The sequence below is a fragment of the Natronorubrum texcoconense genome, from assembly GCF_900100335.1.
GTDB classification, from domain to species: Archaea; Halobacteriota; Halobacteria; order Halobacteriales; family Natrialbaceae; genus Natronorubrum; species Natronorubrum texcoconense.
Map to the genome: position 1 here is coordinate 143,631 of NZ_FNFE01000007.1, position 17,262 is coordinate 160,892.

General features: G+C 65.2%; 12 protein-coding genes. 3 read left to right on the forward strand and 9 right to left on the reverse strand.

The genetic code is table 11. The features are described from left to right. The first annotated feature begins 35 nt into the window (after positions 1-35). Positions 36-3,368 carry an ATP-binding protein gene (locus BLT08_RS18765; protein ID WP_090311028.1) on the forward strand — a complete coding sequence of 1,111 codons (3,333 nt, stop codon included), beginning with the start codon at positions 36-38 and terminating at the stop codon, positions 3,366-3,368. On the opposite strand, the gene BLT08_RS18770 is transcribed toward BLT08_RS18765, so the two are convergent. Together BLT08_RS18770 and BLT08_RS18775 are read right to left on the reverse strand one after the other, a co-directional pair. Then, positions 3,315-4,430 carry an ATP-binding protein gene (locus tag BLT08_RS18770; RefSeq protein WP_090311030.1) on the reverse strand — a complete coding sequence of 372 codons (1,116 nt, stop codon included), beginning with the start codon at positions 4,428-4,430 and terminating at the stop codon, positions 3,315-3,317. The two genes, BLT08_RS18765 and BLT08_RS18770, sit on opposite strands and share 54 nt — an antisense overlap. Before the next feature lie 87 nt (positions 4,431-4,517). Beyond that, positions 4,518-6,155 (reverse strand): globin-coupled sensor protein, encoded by a 1,638-nt coding sequence (locus tag BLT08_RS18775; RefSeq protein ID WP_090311032.1) that lies wholly within the window; start codon positions 6,153-6,155, stop codon positions 4,518-4,520. 201 nt (positions 6,156-6,356) lie between these two features. On the opposite strand from BLT08_RS18775, the gene BLT08_RS18780 reads away from it, so the two are divergent. Beyond that, positions 6,357-8,240 carry a PINc/VapC family ATPase gene (locus BLT08_RS18780; RefSeq protein WP_090311035.1) on the forward strand — a complete coding sequence of 628 codons (1,884 nt, stop codon included), beginning with the start codon at positions 6,357-6,359 and terminating at the stop codon, positions 8,238-8,240. Positions 8,241-8,831: 591 nt separating this feature from the next. On the opposite strand, the gene BLT08_RS18785 is transcribed toward BLT08_RS18780, so the two are convergent. Both BLT08_RS18785 and BLT08_RS18790 read right to left on the reverse strand, forming a co-directional pair. Beyond that, on the reverse strand, positions 8,832-10,043 hold the full coding sequence (locus BLT08_RS18785; protein ID WP_090311037.1) for an outer membrane protein assembly factor BamB family protein: 1,212 nt from the start codon (positions 10,041-10,043) through the stop codon (positions 8,832-8,834). After that, entirely contained in the window at positions 10,040-11,080 is a 1,041-nt protein-coding gene (locus BLT08_RS18790; RefSeq protein ID WP_245724279.1) for a M48 family metalloprotease, read from the reverse strand. Before BLT08_RS18790 ends, BLT08_RS18785 begins: the two co-directional genes overlap by 4 nt. 312 nt (positions 11,081-11,392) lie before the next feature. Between BLT08_RS18790 and BLT08_RS18795 the strand changes: the two genes are divergently transcribed. Beyond that, positions 11,393-12,286, forward strand: coding sequence for an NAD+ synthase (locus BLT08_RS18795; RefSeq protein WP_090311038.1), 894 nt, complete (start codon positions 11,393-11,395; stop codon positions 12,284-12,286). 118 nt (positions 12,287-12,404) lie between these two features. Here BLT08_RS18795 and BLT08_RS18800 read toward each other — a convergent pair whose 3' ends face one another. The 5 genes from BLT08_RS18800 to BLT08_RS18820 form a co-directional block, all read right to left on the reverse strand. Beyond that, positions 12,405-12,809 (reverse strand): hypothetical protein, encoded by a 405-nt coding sequence (locus tag BLT08_RS18800; protein WP_175529380.1) that lies wholly within the window; start codon positions 12,807-12,809, stop codon positions 12,405-12,407. 48 nt (positions 12,810-12,857) lie between these two features. After that, positions 12,858-13,151 (reverse strand): winged helix-turn-helix transcriptional regulator, encoded by a 294-nt coding sequence (locus tag BLT08_RS18805; protein WP_090311042.1) that lies wholly within the window; start codon positions 13,149-13,151, stop codon positions 12,858-12,860. Positions 13,152-13,458: 307 nt separating this feature from the next. Then, the gene (locus tag BLT08_RS18810) at positions 13,459-14,634 is read right to left on the reverse strand and encodes a DUF5305 domain-containing protein (RefSeq protein WP_090311043.1); all 1,176 of its coding nucleotides are present in this window, start codon (positions 14,632-14,634) and stop codon (positions 13,459-13,461) included. Between the two features lie 183 nt (positions 14,635-14,817). Then, a complete protein-coding gene (locus tag BLT08_RS18815; RefSeq protein WP_090311045.1) occupies positions 14,818-15,987 on the reverse strand; it encodes a signal peptidase I in 1,170 nt (389 codons plus the stop codon). A gap of 124 nt (positions 15,988-16,111) precedes the next feature. Further along, positions 16,112-17,254, reverse strand: coding sequence for a CARDB domain-containing protein (locus BLT08_RS18820; protein ID WP_090311047.1), 1,143 nt, complete (start codon positions 17,252-17,254; stop codon positions 16,112-16,114). Positions 17,255-17,262 lie beyond the last annotated feature (8 nt).

Consider the following 17,262-nt stretch of genomic DNA (forward strand, 5'->3'; position numbering starts at 1 on the left):
CAGGGCTTATATGATGGAGCAGTTACGAGTACGCAATGGACGAGCGTGACCTCGAGACCCCCATTTTACTCGCTCTCCGCGAACGAGAGGCGAACGACGGCCCCGTCTTCGAGGCCTCGATTCGAACGATTGCGGCCGCGGTGGCTCTCGAGGACACGCTCGCTGACCGACTCCGTCTCGCGTCGACGCTGTCGGCGCTCGAGTCGGACGGCCTCGTGACGAGCCGGGACGGCGAGCCCCGCAGCGACGAACCAACTGACGATGTTGTCGAAGTCGAAGCGCCTGCTCGGTCCGGCGAAACTGCCGATGGGACCGGTTCTAGCGGCGACAGGGCCGACGAAACGAGCTACCGACTGACCGCTGCGGGCCGCGAGCGGGCTGACGATCGGTGCGCTCGACTCGAGTCCGAGCGAGTCGACGTGATCACCGACGACGATCGCAGCGAACTGGCCCTCGGCGCGGTTCCCGACGCGTACGGTATCCCACTCTCGAGGGCGCTCGCTGCCCGAACGCCCGACGGCACGATCTCGATCGAGTCCGCCCTCGAGCCGGCGTTCGTCGGCCGCGACTCCGAACGCGAACGGCTCACGACGCTGCTCGAGGGCGCTCGCGACGAACAGTCGTCGGTCGCGCTCATCGCGGGCGAACCGGGCATCGGCAAGACGGCGCTGATCGAACGGCTCTGTGCGGACGCGAGCGATGTGGGCTTCGAGACGGCGATCGGTCGTTGTCGACGCGACGGCGGCGGTCCCTACCACCCGTTCCGCGACGCGTTCGACGACCGAGCGGACGCGGAGCCGCTCCCGTTCGTCGACTCGCCCTCGCCGCCGGTCCGCGACGACACCACCTACGACGCCCGTCTCGAAGCGGTCTACGATCGAACGGCAGCCTGGCTCGAAGACCGTGCAGCCGAACGGCCGCTCGTACTCGCAATCGACGATCTCCAGTGGGCCGATACGGCGACGGTCGAGTTGCTCACGCACCTCGTCGAGACGATCGACGAGGCACCCCTCGCTGTAATCTGTACCGCCCGACCGACGGGACCCGAGACCGACGGCCAGCTCACGTGGATCTCCGAAGCCGTCGGTCGCGAGGAGTCGACCGTCCGGCTGGAACTGGGGCCGCTCGACCGCGAGCCGATCGCCGAACTCGTCGAACGACACGTCGGCGACCGCGGCGTTCCCCCCGCGTTCGTCGATGCGATCGCCGAGGAGACGGGCGGCAATCCGCTGTTCGTCGTCGAAACCGTCGAACACATGCTCGAGGCGGGACGGATCGATCCGACGCACGACTACTACCCCGAACGGCCCGACGAGATCGCCGTCGCCGACGTCGTCCAGACGACGATCGGGGCTCGACTCGAGCGCCTCGACCCGGCGACCCGCGCGGTGCTCGAGACCGGCGCCGTCGTCGGCGACGTCGTCCCGCTTTCCCTGTTGCAGACGGTGACCCGTTACGCCCCGTCGACCTGTCGGGAGCACGTCGATCGGCTGATCGAGTCGGGACTCTGGCGACGGACGGACGACGCGACGGTTCGGTTCGAAAGCGACGTTATCCGGTCGGTCGTCCGTGACGAGATCGACGAGGAGCACGCCAGCCGACTCCACCGGCGAATCGCGGATGCGATGGCCGACGACGACCGCCGGGAGACCGACGCCACGATCGCTCACCACTACGACCGCGCCGACGAACCCGATCTCGCGCTCGAACACTGGATCGCCGCCGCGGATCACGCGACGACGCTCTACGCGCTCGAGGACGCCGTCGCGTGGTACGAGCGAGCCCTCCGACTCGCCCGCGAGCGCGGCCACGAGGAGACGATCCTCGCGGTGCTCGAATCCCTGGGCGACGTCCACTACACGCGCGGCGAGTACGAGACGGCGGACAAGCAGTTCCGGTACGTTCGCGACCGAACGACCGACCCAGACCGAATCCGTCGCACCTACCGCTATCAGGCCCGGGTTCGGTTCGAACGGAGCGAGTACGAGGCGACCGAACGGTACGCGACGGCGGGCCTCGACGTCGGCGGCGACGACGTGACGCGCGAAGTCTGCTGGCTGCACGACTATCGCGCAGGGGCGGACATGAAACGCGGCCACATCGAGGCGGCACTCGAGGAGTTTCGAACCCAACGAGCGCTGGCGGCGCGGATCGACGACGACCTCCTGCTCGGTCGCGCACACCAGAACATCGGGATCTGTTACATGCGACAGGGCGACGCCGACCGCGCAATCGGCCAGTTCGATCGAGGGGTTTCGCTGCTCGAGCGCGCCGGCGACGACCGCGAACTCGCTCGGTGTCTGAACGACCTCGGGATCGCCTACCTCCGCGACGACCGACTCCAGCGCGCGACGGAAACGTTCGAGCGCTGCCGCGATCTGGCGGCGAAAACCGGTAGCTTACGCGTGAAGATACTCGCGCTGAACAACCTGGCGATGGTCACCGTGACGCGGGCCCGGTGGGAGGAGGCCGATCCCGTCCTCGAGGAGGTCTTCGAGATCGCGACGCGAGTCGGCAACGACGAGATCGAAGCGATCACCCACGCGAAACTGGCGCTCGTCGAGCAGGCGACCGGCAATCTCGAAACGGCGACCGACACGCTCGAGCGGGGGCTGGAGATGCTTCGTGAGACCGAGAGCACCTATCACCGCGCCAAGTACCGAATCGTCCTCGGAACGATCTCCCTCCAGCGCGGCGCGTTCGACCGGGCGGCCGAGCGGATCGACGCCGGTCTCGAGTTGGCGATCGACCGCGAGTTCACGAAGCTACACGCCAAGGGGTTGCTGGCGCGGGGCGTGCTCGAACGCGAACGCGGGACCCTCGATGCGGCGCTGGAGGACCAGCGGGCGGGACTCGATCTCGCGACCGGACTCGGCAGCGACAGCGACGTCGCAACCCATCGGACGGAACTCGCCGCGACGCTGGCTCGGACCGACGGCGACGACGCCGGACGAGCACTCGAGCAGAGCCGGCGTGCGATCGACGGCGTCCCCGAGGGGTATCGACTGGTCGACGTAACCGCCCGTATCGTCCACGCCGGAGCGCTTCGTCGAAGCGGCGACACCGAAGCGGCTCGAGAACTGCTCGAAACGGCGCTCGAAGACGCAACGGGGATGTCGAACGAAGCTACGCTGCGCTGTCTGTTGGAACTCGCCTCGTGCGACCGAGTCAGCGGTGACGAACGACTGCGCCGCGAGCGACTGGAAGTGGGACGCGAACTCGCCGGAGAAATCGGCGCGACGCTGTACGCCGATCGGTTCGCGGATCGTCTCGCGGACCGGCCAGCCGACGCGGCTCCCGAGGAAACGCCCGGCTCACCCCGCCGGCGTCCTGAGCGTGACGGTAAAGCGGGCACCGCCGATCGGTGAGTCGTCGACCGCAAGGTCGCCGCCGTAGCTGCTCGCGATTCTGGCGGCGAGATACGTTCCCAACCCGGTGCCGCCCGCCTCGCCGTCGGTCTCCCCGCGCTCGAGGATCGAATCCCGCCGATTCGGGGGGACGCCTCGGCCGTCGTCGTCGACGTGGACGCGGACCGTCGACTCGTGAGGTATCGTCGTGAGTCGGATCTCCGAGGCGTCGGCGTGGATCAGCGCGTTCTCGAGCAGGTTAGCAAAGAGCTCTTTGAGCAGGGCGCCGCCCAGGATGGCGACGTCCGCGTCCGCATCGATGCGAACGTCGACGTCCTGTCTGTCCGCCAGATCCGCGTGGCGGGCGACGCTCTCCTCGAGGACGGTGTGGAGATCGACCGCAGTAATCGACTCCTCCTCCTCGAGACGGTTGAGCGTTCGGACGTTCTCGACGAGGTTCATCGACTCCTCGACGCCCTCGCGAGCGTAGCTGCAGTACTGGCGTTCCTCCTCGGTGAGATCCGTGGCCGACTCCGCGAGCAGTTCCAGATAGCCGTAGGTGACCGTGAGCTTGTTCCCCAGATCGTGGCGCAACAGCGAGTGGAGAAAGGCGGCGCGCTCCTCGGCCTCCGTCCGTTCGCTGATGTCGGTGGCGACGCAGACGACGCCCTCGATGACGCCGTCGTCGTCGCGAAGGATCGACGCCGACAGACTCGTCGGTATCTCCTCGCCTTCGGCGGTCACCAGCGCGGTCTCGTACTCGGTGATCCGATTCTCGCGCACCAGCGTCTCGACGAACTCGCCGGTGCTGACGGTCGACGATGCGGACGGACCGCGCGGGCCGTCCGCGAGCACGTGGTCGATCGGCTTTCCGACGAGGACGTCCTGCTCGTAGCCGAGCACGTCCGTCGCGGCCGCGTTCACCATCCGAATGCGGCCGTCCGGGCCGAGTTTCACCAGCACGTCGACCATCGTGTCCATCACGTTCTCGAGATCCGCCGTCCGCTGGCGAACGCGCTCCTCGAGTTCCGCTCGGGAGAGGATCGTGAGTTCGTCACTGCCGTCGAGGCCGGGGCCGTCCATCACCGATGCAATCGAGGACCCATTAGTTAAGTATCGTGGCAGTTCGTCGACTCGCGTCGACACTCGATACGAGGGCAGGCTCCAGCGTCACTCGAGCCGTTCGTACACCGGTTCCCGGTCCTCGCCGTCTTCCTCGGTGAGCCTCGAGACCGTCTCGCCGACGTTGCGGAGACTCGCGGTCTGTTCCTGGCTCGCCGCGGCGGTCGACTCCGCGGCGGTAGCAACCTGATCGGCCGTTCCGGCGATCTCCTCGACGGTCGTCGCCGCCGCCTCGACGTTGCGCGCCTGTTGATCGGTCGCCGCTGCGACGTCCTCCATCCGCACAGCCGTCGTCTCCGCCGACTCGTGGATCCCCTCGAGCGAGGCCATCGTCTCGCGGACCCGGTCCGTGCCGTCGTCGACCCGATCGACGGTTTCCTCGGTCGTCTCGACCGTCTCGAGTGCGTCGTCGCGAACGCCCTCGACGGCGGTTTCGATCGCCGCGAGGTCGCGTTTCGTCCGCTCGGCGAACGATTCGACCTCGTCGGCGATGACGCCCATCGTTCCCGAACCGGTGTGCTGTCCATCCGATCGGGCGGCCTCGATCTTCGCGTTCTTCGCCAGCACGGTCGTTCGCTCGGCGAGCGCGTCGAGTCGGTCGACGACCGCGTCGATCTCCCGCGTTCGCTCCTCGAGATCGGCGACGGATCGAGAGACGGCCGTCGTCGCGTCCTCGATGGCCTCGAGTTCCGCCAGCGCGTCGTCGGCGGCCTCGACCCCCTCGGCGGCGAGTCGCTCGGTCCGATCGCTCTCTCGGCGAACCTCGTCGGTGACGCTCGCGACTTCCTCGACCGCGGCGCTCAGTTCACCGAGTTCGGTCGCGGCCCGATTCGTCTTCGTCGCCTGCGTCGCCGTGTGACTGCTGATGGTCTCCGCGCGGGTCGCGACCGCCTCGCTCGCCTCGTGCAGCTCTTCGATCGGCTGCTGGACGTCGGCTTCCACCTCGGCGGCGAGCCGCTCGCGGCGCTCGATCGACTCCTCGAGGCGCTGTGCGTAGGAGTCGACGTACGTCTCGGTCGCGATCTGCATGTCGAGATTGATGAGTCGCAACAGCGCGAGCACGTCCATCATGCCGTCGTCGACGGCTGCTCTGACGGTCTCCTCGAACGACTCCTCGAGTCCTGTCTCCCCGCCGTCGTCACCGAATCCGAGGGCCGAGACGAGTCCGCCGAGTCCGCCGTCGTCCTGTCGTTCCTCAGCCCACGCCTCGATCGCGTCGACCACCTGCTGCTGGACGCGCTCGTCGAGTCGCTCGAGGAGTAACTCGTAGTAGACGCCGTACTGACCCACGTACTGTTTCAACGGCATATCGAGCAGTTCGTGGAGCTTTCCGATCCGTGCGCGGTTCGCGAAGAACTGACGGTCGTAGTCGCCCGTCGCGAGCGAGACCAGATACGCCCGTTGGGTTTGCTTGAGCGCGTCGACACCCTTCGGCGAGCGGTCGACGATCGCTCGCGTCTCGTCGTACTGCAACACGTTGTCGTAGAAGTCGTCCGCGATCTGGTGTTGGTTCTCCCGTAACAGCGTCTCGAGGTCGCTCAACCGTCGCTCGTCTTCCGCATCGAAGCCGATGTACGTCTTTCGCCAAGCGATCTCGTCGGCGTCCAGCCCGATACGGTCGACGAGATCGTCGGCGTCCAAAAAGCCGTTGAGTCCGCCCCGCCCGAACGATTGCTCCGGATTCATTACGTGAACGTGTTCGGTCCGAGAGTGAAGGGACAACGCGTCTTCCCATCGGCTGGGAAGACAGTACGGATTCTCGATAGGCGGGCCGCGGTCAGCCGACAAGGCCAATTCGTCGCGGATCGCGATCCGTGGCAACTCCCCACAGTCACGCCCGCTCCGGCGGTGGAACACCCTTATACGTGTCCGTCGACCAGTTGTCGTATGCACGTCGTGCCGGATACGAGCGTGGTCATCGACGGCCGCGTCTCGGCGACGATCGAAGACGGGCAGTTCGAGGGAGCGACGATTTCGGTGCCGGAAGCCGTCGTCGCGGAACTCGAGGCGCAGGCGAACGACGGGATCGACAGCGGCTGGGACGGGCTGTCGGAACTCCAGCGGCTGGCCGATCTCGCCGACGAGGGCGTCATCGATCTCGAGTACATCGGCGAGCGGCCCAACGCCATCGAGCGCGGCCACGCCTCCGAGGGCGAGATCGACGCGCTGATCCGCGATCTGGCCGAGGAGCTCGACGCGACCTTCCTCACCAGCGACATCGTTCAGGCCGAAGTCGCCGAAGCCAAGGGGCTCACGGTCGAGCACGTCTCGCCCGAGGTTCGCGAGGTCGGCAAGCTCACCGTCGAGAACTACTTCGACGATCAGACGATGAGCGTCCACCTCAGGACGGGGGCCGTGCCGAAGGCCAAGCGCGGCTCGATCGGCGAGATGCGCTACGAGCCGATCGCCGACGAACCGCTCGACGAGGAGACGATGGACGAGTACGCCCGCGAGGTCGTCGACGGCGCTAAGGAGGCCCCCGAAGGCTTCATCGAACTCTCGGAGCCGGGCATGCAGATCGTCCAGTTCCGCGATTACCGGATCGCCATCGGCCGGCCGCCATTCTCGGACGGCATCGAGATCACGGCCGTCCGCCCGATCGCTCAAACCGACATCGACGACTACGAGCACGCCGACGAGTTGAAAGAGCGACTGCTCGAGCACCAGCGCGGGGTCCTGATTTCGGGTGCCCCCGGTGCCGGGAAGTCGACGTTCGCACAGGCGGTCGCCCGCTACATTTCGGATCACGACTACTCGGTCAAGACGATGGAGAAGCCGAGGGACCTGCAGGTCGGCCCCGAGATCACGCAGTACACCGAACTGGCGGGCGACATGGCCAACACGGCCGACGCTCTCCTGATGGTTCGACCAGACTACACGATCTACGACGAGGTCCGAAAGACCAACGACTTCGAGGTCTTCGCGGACATGCGACTCGCGGGCGTCGGCATGATCGGCGTCGTCCACGCGACGCGAGCGATCGACGCGCTCCAGCGACTCGTCGGCCGGGTCGAACTCGGGATGATTCCCCAGGTCGTCGACACCGTCGTCTACATCGAAGCCGGTGAGGTCCACACCGTCTACGACGTCAAGACGGAGGTCAAGGTGCCCGCCGGACTCACGGAGGAAGACCTGGCTCGACCGGTCATCCAGATCACGAACTTCCGGACCGGCGAGCCCGAGTACGAGATCTACACGTTCAACCGCCAGGTCGTCACCGTTCCGCTCAAAGACGAAGACGGCGGCCCGGCGAACGAGTCCGGCGTCGACCGGATCGCCAAACAGGAGATCGAACGGGAGATTCGCTCGATCGCCCGCGGCTACGTCGACGTCGAACTCAGGAGCCAGGACAAAGCCGTCGTCTACGTCGAAGACGACGACATCTCGAGCGTCATCGGCAAGGGCGGCGGTCGAATCACCGACGTCGAGAACCGCCTCGGCATCGATATCGACGTCCGGACCCACGACGAGAACCCCAACTACGGTGCCGGCGGCGGTGGCGGCGGCGCTGCCAGCGCCGACGGCAGAGGCGCTGGCGGCGGACAGGCCGCCGGCCAGATGGTCACGCCCGAGATTACCTCGAGGCACATCGTCATCCCAGTCGACGGCAACCACGGCGAGACGGTCGAAGTGCAAGCCGGCGGCGACTACCTCTTCACCGCGACGGTCAGTCGCGGCGGCGAGATTCAGGTGTCGCGCGGGAGCGCGATCGCGGACGAGTTAGAGCACGCGGTCGATCGGAAGGAGCCGGTGACGGTCGTGCCGTCGTAAGCAGACCGCGAGTGAGCGACGCGAACGAGCGGACTTTTTTGGTGCAGATTTTTTCGCGGGGTTCGAACGCACCATAGGTGCGTGAGGACCCCGTTAAAAAAGGTGCGTGTGTGAAATTCAGGTGTCTCGCGGAAGTGCGATCGCGGACGAGTTAGAGCAGGCGGTCGACCGGAAGGAGCCGGTGACGGTCGTGCCGTCGTAAGTCGTTGTACCGCGAGCGACCGTGGGAAGCGAGCGGCTTTTTGGTGGAGATTTTTGCGCGAGTGGTCGCCGTAGCGACCCGAGCGGAAAAAGGTCCATCGTGAAGGAGCCGGTGACTGTGGTGCCGTCGTAGGCGAACCGTGAACGAACGCACGGTTCGGAGGCTGAAAGCCGAGAACCGCGGAAAGACGAACGGGCAACGCCCGTGAGAAAGTGAGCGAGTGGCCGTTGTTAGCGTAGATTTTGTGGAGTTGAGCGGGACCGAAGGTCCCGCACACCGTGCGAACGGGTTCTTCGAATCCGTGAGCAGAGAGTGGGTCGCGAACGGAGTGAGCGAACCCGACGAGAAAAAGTCAGTGGCCTGAAAACGAACGGCCCAACGAAGGGGTATCAAACGATCGTATACCGGCTTCCGGGCGCTTTCCGGTAGCCGTAGACGGTCCCGTCAACGACGACGACCAGTCGATCGCCAACGAGCAAGAGGGTTCCCAGACAGCCACGTCCGTCGGCCGGTGACGCTTCCCACCACCCGTCCCCATCACTCGTCACCGCGGCCAGTCCGCAGCCGTCCATCTCGGGCCCCGATCCCCAGCCGTATATTCCGTCACGGTCGGCGACCGGCGTCTCGCGGAACGAGTACTCGTCGCGTCGCCAGACGACGTCGCCGGCAGAGACGTCGATCGCCTCGAGCGTGCCGTCCGAATATTGATAACACCACTCTGTCTCCGAGACGGTGACGGGCGTAGCGCTCTCCGTCGATCCTTCGAGTGGAAGCGCGAACCGCCGGTCGCCGTCGGCCGCGACCGCCCACAGTTCGTCGTCGACGCCGAGCAGTGCGTCCGAACCGACCGTCTCGAGCCAGTGAGTGTCGACGGGCAGCGACCGACTCGCTTCGACGGTGCCGTCGTCGCCGATTCCGTACAGCGTCGGGGCCTCCGGCTCGTTGTCGGCATCCGTCTCGCCAGGACCCCTCGTGCTGAGCAGCCACAGGCGGTCGCCTGCGAGCGCGATGTCGGCGACTGCGTCAGCGGCGAGCGACTCGTCCTCGAGCGCGAACCGTTCGGTGCCGTCGTTCGCATCGAAGCCGACCACCCCGACCTCGTGGCGGCCGACGAGCGCGTCGCCGGCGGCGGACAGCGAGAGCGGTGGTCCCTCCCAGTCGGCCGTCCAGCGCGGTGTGGGATCGTCCTCGTCGTCCGCCGGCGCCTCGAGCGCCGTTACGCCGCCGTCCTCGAGCGCCAGATAAACACGACCGTCGGCGACCGCGGGTTCGCCGACGTACTGTCGGTCGGCGTTCTGACTCCAGCGCTGGTCGCCGGTTTCGTGATAGGTGGTGATGCGAGCGTCGTCGACGTCGACGAAGTTGACACCGGTATCGCCGCTTTGGAACGTACGGCCGCTACGGTTACGAATCCTGTAGCACGAGTCGCCGTCGGTGAGCCACGTCTCGTCGGACGGGCCGCCGGACGAAAGGCTACCGACATCGAACTGCCAGTCGAGTTCGCCGCCACCGGGTTGGTAGCCACAGCCGGCGAGCCCCGTCGTGAGGCCCGTTCCGACCGCTGCGAGCAGTCGGCGTCTACTGATTCGACCTCCAGTCATCTGCCCTCCCGTTCCAGTTCGCGAAGTCGGTCGATTCGCTCCGCCGTCGGCGGGTGCGTTTCGGGGAAGATGTCCGTGCTAACGAGTTCGTTCGAGCCGAAATCGCGACTCTCGAGCGGCGCGAGGTAGAGCGCCTCCGCCCCGCCGTCGAGCTTTCGTAGGTCTTTGTCTGGGACCTCGGGCATCGCCCCGTCGATCGTCTCGAGCGCGCTCGCGAGCGCCGCGGGGGAGCCAGTGATCGTCGCCGCGGCTTCGTCCGCCGCGTATTCGCGCTGTCGGGAGAGCACGCGATAGAACAGCACGCTCGCGAGCCAGAACATCGCCGAGACGGTCAGCGTCACGACGGCACAGACGACGATGACCACGATGGCGACGAGCAGTCCGCGGCCGTCGCTGTCGCCGCCACCGCCGCTCGACCCACCGGTGAATCCGCTCCCAAACAGCCGGACGAGCCCGTAGAGGACGTAGAACGCGACGACGGCGAGGTAGTAGGTGATCGTCGGCAACAGCCACGCGACGGTCATCAGGTTCGCGTCCCGATTCTTCAGGTGAGCGAGTTCGTGGGCCAGGACGGCCTCGAGTTCGTCGTCCGCGAGTTGGTCGAGGAGCGCGGTCGTGACGACGACGCGTTCGTGACCGCCGCCGGCCACGGCGAACGCATTGGGGGCCTCGCTTCGGATCACGGCGACGTCGGGTTTCGCGAGGTCGATTTGGGAGGCGAGTCGCGTGACCGTGGCGTGGAGGTCGGGGTACTCGCTCGCGTCGACGTCGCGCGCGTCGAGCGAGCCGAGAACGGTTCGCGGGCCGAACCGGTACTGGACGGCGAGACCGCCGAGAACGACGACGGAGAGGACCAGCGGATCGACGTAGAACTCGCCGTGGTACGGCCGCTCGTTGGCCCACTCGAGAAGCGCGATGCCGACCGTGTTCGCGAGAAAAACGAACGTGTAGACGAACGCGAACGGCAGGCAGACGATCAGGCCGAGCGCGACGAGCATTCGGAGTCGGAGGGAGCGGTCCGCGAGAGAGGGGTTCATGTCAACAGGGAGTTGTAACCGTCTTCGGAATCAAACTGTTCGAACATAATTGTATCCATCCGATATCGAACGGCGGTCGTGCGCCGTGAAACGTGCCGGAGGCGGCTGTTGAAGCGTGGAAAGAGGCGATATCGACGACCCGTATACTGTGGAATCCGCCACACTCAGTAATGGTAAATACTAGCACGAAATATCCCGTGTGCTGGCCGAGTGTCGTCCAATCTGACCAACTACTACTAGCTGTTTAAGGAGTAAGCATTTATACGAGACGAATGTTGAATAGAACGTAACACAACATGGTGTTTGACCTCTATGGGAGCAGATAGGAAGACAGTCGTCTACTCGGACGTCGGACAGCCGGACAGATCGTTCATTACGGACCGACCGGGACTCGAGACCGTGCGCTCGCGGATCGTGAGCGATATTCGGTCGACCGTCGAGGACGCGAGCGCCGAGGGCGCCGTCGTCGCGATGAGCGGCGGAATCGACTCGACCGTCACGGCCGCGCTGGCCGTCGAAGCGCTCGGCAGCGATCGCGTCCTCGGACTCGGTCTCCCCTGCCACAAATCCGAACAGACGGGCGTCAGCGAAGCCCGGACTATCGCGGAGGGGCTGGGGATCGAGTTCGAAGAGATCCAGCTGCGACCGATCCTCGAGGCGTTCGAGGGGACGGTCGTGGAGTCGCTCGAGCCCGCCGCCACCGATGACGACGACCGCCCACACGAGCGCACCCACGCGACCGGCAACGTCATCGCACGCCTGCGGATGATCTGTGCGTACTACGCGGCGAACCGCCAGCGTCGACTCGTCCTCGGGACGGCGAACCGCTCCGAGTGGTTGCTCGGCTACTTCACCAAGTACGGCGACGGTGCGGCCGACACGTATCCGATCGGCGACCTCTACAAGACGGAGGTGCGCGCGCTCGCCAAACGGATCGGGGTTCCGAAACGCATCGTCAGCAAGGAGCCGACGGCGGGGTTCTGGGCGGATCAGACCGACGCCGACGAACTCGGGGCCTCCTACGAGGTCATCGACCCGTTCCTCCAGCGGCTCGTCGAACTGGACGAACCGATCGGCGACGCCGCGGACGCACTCGGTATCGATCGCGAGACCGCCCGCTCGATCGCGTGGCTCTGTGCCGAAACGCAGCACAAACGGGCTACCCCACCGACGCCGGGGATCGCCGGCCGAACCGACGATCCCTGACTGTCAGTCCGTACTCATTCCCAGATACGTCGCCTGAGGCAGTTACTGCCCTGTTTGCCAGTAGAAAGCTGCACGTGTGACCGCCAATACCGAGCTGTCACGCGCGACCGCCAGCCCGTTAGAGACCGCTGTAGACCTCCGTGTTGCGCCACCAGAACAGCCCCCACGAGAGCATGAACCCGGCCGCCATCGCGATGATGTCCTGGACGATACGCGGGAGACCGAGATCGACGATCGGGACGAGGACGATCGCCGACCCGATCGCGGCTCCCGTGACGACGAACACCAGATCACCCGCGATGTGTTCTCGCGTCTGCTCCCAGTACTCCTGTCGATCCTCGTCGTACCAGATCCCGATGTAGATCAACACCGGCGCCATCGAGGTGATCACGGTGATCACCTGATACTCGTCGGGTAGTCCCGCCGGCCCGAGAACGGCAATGTTGAGCGTGTTAGCGACGATCGCCATCCCGAACAGACCGATTAGCAGCCATCCCCACCGCGGGAGCCTCTCCTTGTCCATGCAGGGGGACGGTTACGCCGTTAAAATAATCCTCCTGTTTGTCGTCCGCTATTCGGCACAGCAGGCGTCTTTTTTCGGTGACTCGTCGACGCCGTTGCCGTCGGCCGCGACAGGCTCTTCGATCCGGTAGAGACTCTGACGTGCGTCAGCAAAATAGATATCCTCGTCGACGATCCCGATCTCCTCGAGTCGCTCGAGCGCGTATCGGACCGTTCGAGCCGACAGCATCGACTCCTCGACGATCTGTTTCTGGGTCAACGGCCCATCGTACTCGAGCACCTTGAAAACGAGTTTGGCACTCGGTGGCAAATCTTCGATGTCCTCCCCGTCGGTCTCTGCCATACTACGAATCGAAAGCACCCAGCAGCATAAAAGTTGAGCCTTACGAGCCGCGACTATCGTGAAAGATTACGATAGCGTACGTCCAGTAAAGTAGGCCGTGGTGGTTCGTAACTGCCGAAATAGCGATTTGACCGGATAGTCAGGTTCTGGCGAAGCTTGCGGGAGTCGCGAGCGACTGTCCGTCTCGTTGTCAATTGCTCGGTGATCGCCGGCGTACTCCGTGCAACTCGGGGACCGTGGATCGCCGGTGGCCGTGTTGTGATCGGCTTCGCGTTCGAAACGTGTGCAGCTCGGGTCGCCACCGCTCTCACAGCTTCTGCCAGACGTCCTCGTCGTCGTCGAACCCGTCTTCGGGATCGGCGAACTCCTCGTTGCCCTCGAGTTCCATCTCGTCGGCCGAGAGCGCCGGCTCGCCGTCGGCGACCGCCGGCTGTTCCTCCAGGTTCATCTCCGGCCAGGCGGTCTCCTCCCAGAGCCCGCGTTCGCTGTAGTAGTAGACGACGCCGTCGTTGACGACGGCGAACAGACCGCGCTGCGTGTCGTGAACGACGCGCTCGTTCGTGTCGATCGCGACGTCGACGACGTCCTCTAAGGTGTCGAGCGAGACGTGATAGTCGCCGATCCACATCGGAATCGAACCGCGCGAGATCCACTCGGCGTAGCGCCGTTCGTGAACCGCACGCCGGGCGGCGTCCTCGTCGATCGGCGATCGTCGGGCGACGAACGCACCGGCTGCGAGCGAGAGCGTCCCGAGCAGCGAGAGTCCCGCGATAGCGGCGAGACTCTGTGACTCGGTCGTCTCTATCGTTCCCGTCTGGTGGGTGTGCGTGTCGGACGCGGACACCGACTCCTCGAGCCAATAGGCGGTGTCGGTCACGCGAAACATCGTCGACTCGCGCTGGGTTCCCTGATTGGTTCCGGTATCGTACTCGACGTGGAGGACGAACGCCATGTCGACGTCGCCGACGCCGCTCAGCTCGCTCTCGAGTTCCTGCTGACGATCCCGGTAGGATTCGACGTCGACCGTCGTTTCGGACGTTGCGACGCCGTCCTCGACCGCCGGCGAGCCGTCGATCACGGTGTGGCTCTCGTTCCAGAACGACTGGTCGTTTCGGGTCGCCTCGTAGCGCACCTCGAGTTCGTGGGTCACCTCGCCGTCGTCGATCGGCGTCCCGCCGCTCTCGTTTCGCAGTTCGGTCCCGGCCTCGAGCGTCAGTTCGGGCGAGGCGTTCAGCATGTAGACTTCGCTGTTCTCGAGTCGATCGCCCTCGTTCCAGAGCGTCCCGTCCTGAACGACGACGGCGCTCGTCTGCAGGTCGCTCGAGACGCGCTCTTCGCCGTACTGGGCCTCGGTCGTCGTCGACGGGTTCGCAACGGCCCAACCGCTCGCGAGGAGCGCGAGCGCACCGATCACGACCAGAGCGATCACGATCGGACGGCCGTATTCGGCGAGCAGTAGTTCGAGACGCGGATTGTCGATCACAGTTCAAATTCCCCCGGAGCCAGTCCCCCTGGCGTCCGTTCCCCGCAGCGACCGGTTCGGGCCGTTCCCAGACCGATCGGAAGACACGTATGCGTACATTCATACAAGGCAACCATTATAACGATACTGGCTGACGATGGCGTCTATTTTAAGCTATCGGCTACACCACCGTGTTACGCCCCCTCACAGCCACTCCCGAAGTTTCCGTTGGAGCCGAGTCGACAGCGAAACGTGGGATCCCGCGGATCGAACGCGCAGGTCGTTGTACCCGAAAATCGCGAGGACGATCGCGACGGTGACGCCGACGATGACGCCGTTGACCGCGGCGATCGCCGCGAGCGGGTGCAGCCCGTGGAGCCAGACGATCACGGACGGCGGGAGCACGGCGAGATACCGGTACTCTCCGAGGTGTCGCGTGTACTCGCCGGTCTCCTCGGGTGCGGTAAGCGAGACCGTCGTCTCCCCGCTCGAGCGTATCCCGACCGTCTGCGAGCCGGGGTCCGCCGCGATGTTTCGACTCGCGGCGTCGTGGACGGCCACGATCGGGAGATAGCCCGCGTTGTCGACGGTCCGCGTAAGTTCTGCCGTCTCACCGGGAGCGAGTACCTGTGGATCGTCGGACGGCGAGTCCGTGCTCACGAGTTCGTACTCGGCGGTGCCGGCGGGAACGACCATCGCCGCGGTCGCGAACGTGACGAACACGAGCAAAACGAGCCCCAGCGCCGTCCAGAATGCGATAACGTTCTCGCGGGAGCGCGAGCGGCGCGTCTCGCGTCGTCCAGGGCCGAGTCGCTCGAGGAGCGTTCCGAAGCCGAGCAGGGCCACGCCGAAGGCAACCAGCATCGCGCCGAGTCCCTCCGAGTCGGCCGTCGTCGTCAGCCCGAGCACCGACGCGACCGTTCCGTAGGCCGACTCCGCGACGCTCTGGACGCCCATGATCGCCGTGCCGAGGTACGGAAGCGTCACGGCCTCACCGTTGACTTGCCACGCCGTGGCGACGATCTGGCCGTCCGTGACGTGTGGCTCGCCGCCGTCCTGATCGGTGAAGGGGTTGGCGTCCCCTCTGGTGACGTAGCCCTCGTCGGTTTCGCCGATCACGCGATGGGTCGTCAGTTCGCCGTCGTGTAATTCACGGGCCTCGAAGACGACGATGTCCCCCTCCTCGACGTCGCCGGTCGCGATGCTCGGGACCGCGACGAAGCCGTCGCCGGCGTTCATCGTCGGCTCCATGCTGCCGGTCGCAACGTAGCCGAGCAGGATCGGCTGTCCTAATAATTGTCCGACCAGTAGGAGGACGATGCAGACGGCGACGGCCAGCCCCAACCCTCGTTTAAGAAGTGTGGCCGACGTCATCGTGTTTGTTCGGAGAATATCATTCTGTACCGACTATTCAATTACTGATTCACTTAGAAAGCAAACACCTTAAACTCCCCGAGAGTCGGCGTTTGACCCTACGGGGCAGCCCTCCGGTGATTCGCTACCGCATCGGAACGAACGCCCACCGGCGGTTCGCGGCGATACCCAGGAACAGAAAGCCCATCGCCATCGGCGGCGCGAGGGCAGCCGTCGCCGCCGCCGACAGCTCGCGGTTCTGAATCGCGATCGTGGCTGGCTCCGTGACGGTGACCGACCCCGCTTCCACGCCGCTGATCGCAATATTGTACGTCCCCGCGTCGTCGAACTGCCGCTCGAACGTCACCGTCGTCTCCCCGTTCGGGTCGATCGGCACCGTCCTCGTGTCGACGACGATACCGTCGACCGCGAGCTCGAGCGTGCGCTGCACTCGCTGCTCGGTCGGGTTCGACACCGTGGCCTCGATCGTCGCGCTGTCGCCGGCCGTGATCTCGGTGGTGGTGACGGATGCCTCGAGGACGTCGATCGGCGGTCCTTCGACGGTGACCGTCTCGCTCGCGATCCCGTCGATACCGACCTCGTACCGCCCGGGCCACTGCATCTGCCGCTCGAAGACGGCCGACTCGTTTTCGCCGGGTCCGATCTCGAGCGTTTCGGTGTCGACGACGGTGCCGTCGACGGTGAGCTGCGCCGTCGTTTCTTTGGTCGTCCGGCCGACATTCTCGTAGGTCGCGTTCGCAGTTACGTTTTCGCCTGTCTCGAGTTTGGTCGGCTCGACCTCGAAACTCGTGAGTTCAATGCCACTCGGATGGTCGTCGTCTTCCTCTTCGTCCTCGTACTCGACGTGGATCGTGAACGTCTCCGTGCCACTGTGAGCAATGTGCGTGTCGATTGCGACGCCGATATTTGTCGTCTCGGCGGCTGATGGCTCGAGAGGATTGGACTCCGTGAGTGTATCCGATTGGTCTCCGCCCTGGTAGAACTCGAGACCCGTGATGTCGTTCTCGATCCAGACCCGTTCGACTGCATTGTCGTTGACGGTGATCGAGAAGACGTCATCGAACGTGGTGTGTGCCTGGTTGTTGAGTTTCTCGAGGTCGAGTTGGAGTTCGTCGTTGTCGTCGAGTGAGGCGTATTGGGAGGTTGGCTCGAGGACGACATCATCGGATGCCGTGTTTTCACCCACCGTAATTGCTACTGTTGGGACTGCAAGCGCGAGGAGAAAGCAGGCTGCTGCAGCGGTGAGTAGGATTTTGGTGGATGGCATTCGGAATT

Excerpts from the sequence above, each read along its gene's own strand:
- BLT08_RS18765 (WP_090311028.1), top strand. The coding sequence starts at position 36 with ATGGACGAGCGTGACCTCGAGACCCCCATTTTACTCGCTCTCCGCGAA.
- BLT08_RS18770 (WP_090311030.1), bottom strand. The coding sequence starts at position 4,430 with ATGGACGGCCCCGGCCTCGACGGCAGTGACGAACTCACGATCCTCTCC.
- BLT08_RS18775 (WP_090311032.1), bottom strand. The coding sequence starts at position 6,155 with ATGAATCCGGAGCAATCGTTCGGGCGGGGCGGACTCAACGGCTTTTTG.
- BLT08_RS18780 (WP_090311035.1), top strand. The coding sequence starts at position 6,357 with ATGCACGTCGTGCCGGATACGAGCGTGGTCATCGACGGCCGCGTCTCG.
- BLT08_RS18785 (WP_090311037.1), bottom strand. The coding sequence starts at position 10,043 with ATGACTGGAGGTCGAATCAGTAGACGCCGACTGCTCGCAGCGGTCGGA.
- BLT08_RS18790 (WP_245724279.1), bottom strand. The coding sequence starts at position 11,080 with ATGAACCCCTCTCTCGCGGACCGCTCCCTCCGACTCCGAATGCTCGTC.
- BLT08_RS18795 (WP_090311038.1), top strand. The coding sequence starts at position 11,393 with ATGGGAGCAGATAGGAAGACAGTCGTCTACTCGGACGTCGGACAGCCG.
- BLT08_RS18800 (WP_175529380.1), bottom strand. The coding sequence starts at position 12,809 with ATGGACAAGGAGAGGCTCCCGCGGTGGGGATGGCTGCTAATCGGTCTG.
- BLT08_RS18805 (WP_090311042.1), bottom strand. The coding sequence starts at position 13,151 with ATGGCAGAGACCGACGGGGAGGACATCGAAGATTTGCCACCGAGTGCC.
- BLT08_RS18815 (WP_090311045.1), bottom strand. The coding sequence starts at position 15,987 with ATGACGTCGGCCACACTTCTTAAACGAGGGTTGGGGCTGGCCGTCGCC.
- BLT08_RS18820 (WP_090311047.1), bottom strand. The coding sequence starts at position 17,254 with ATGCCATCCACCAAAATCCTACTCACCGCTGCAGCAGCCTGCTTTCTC.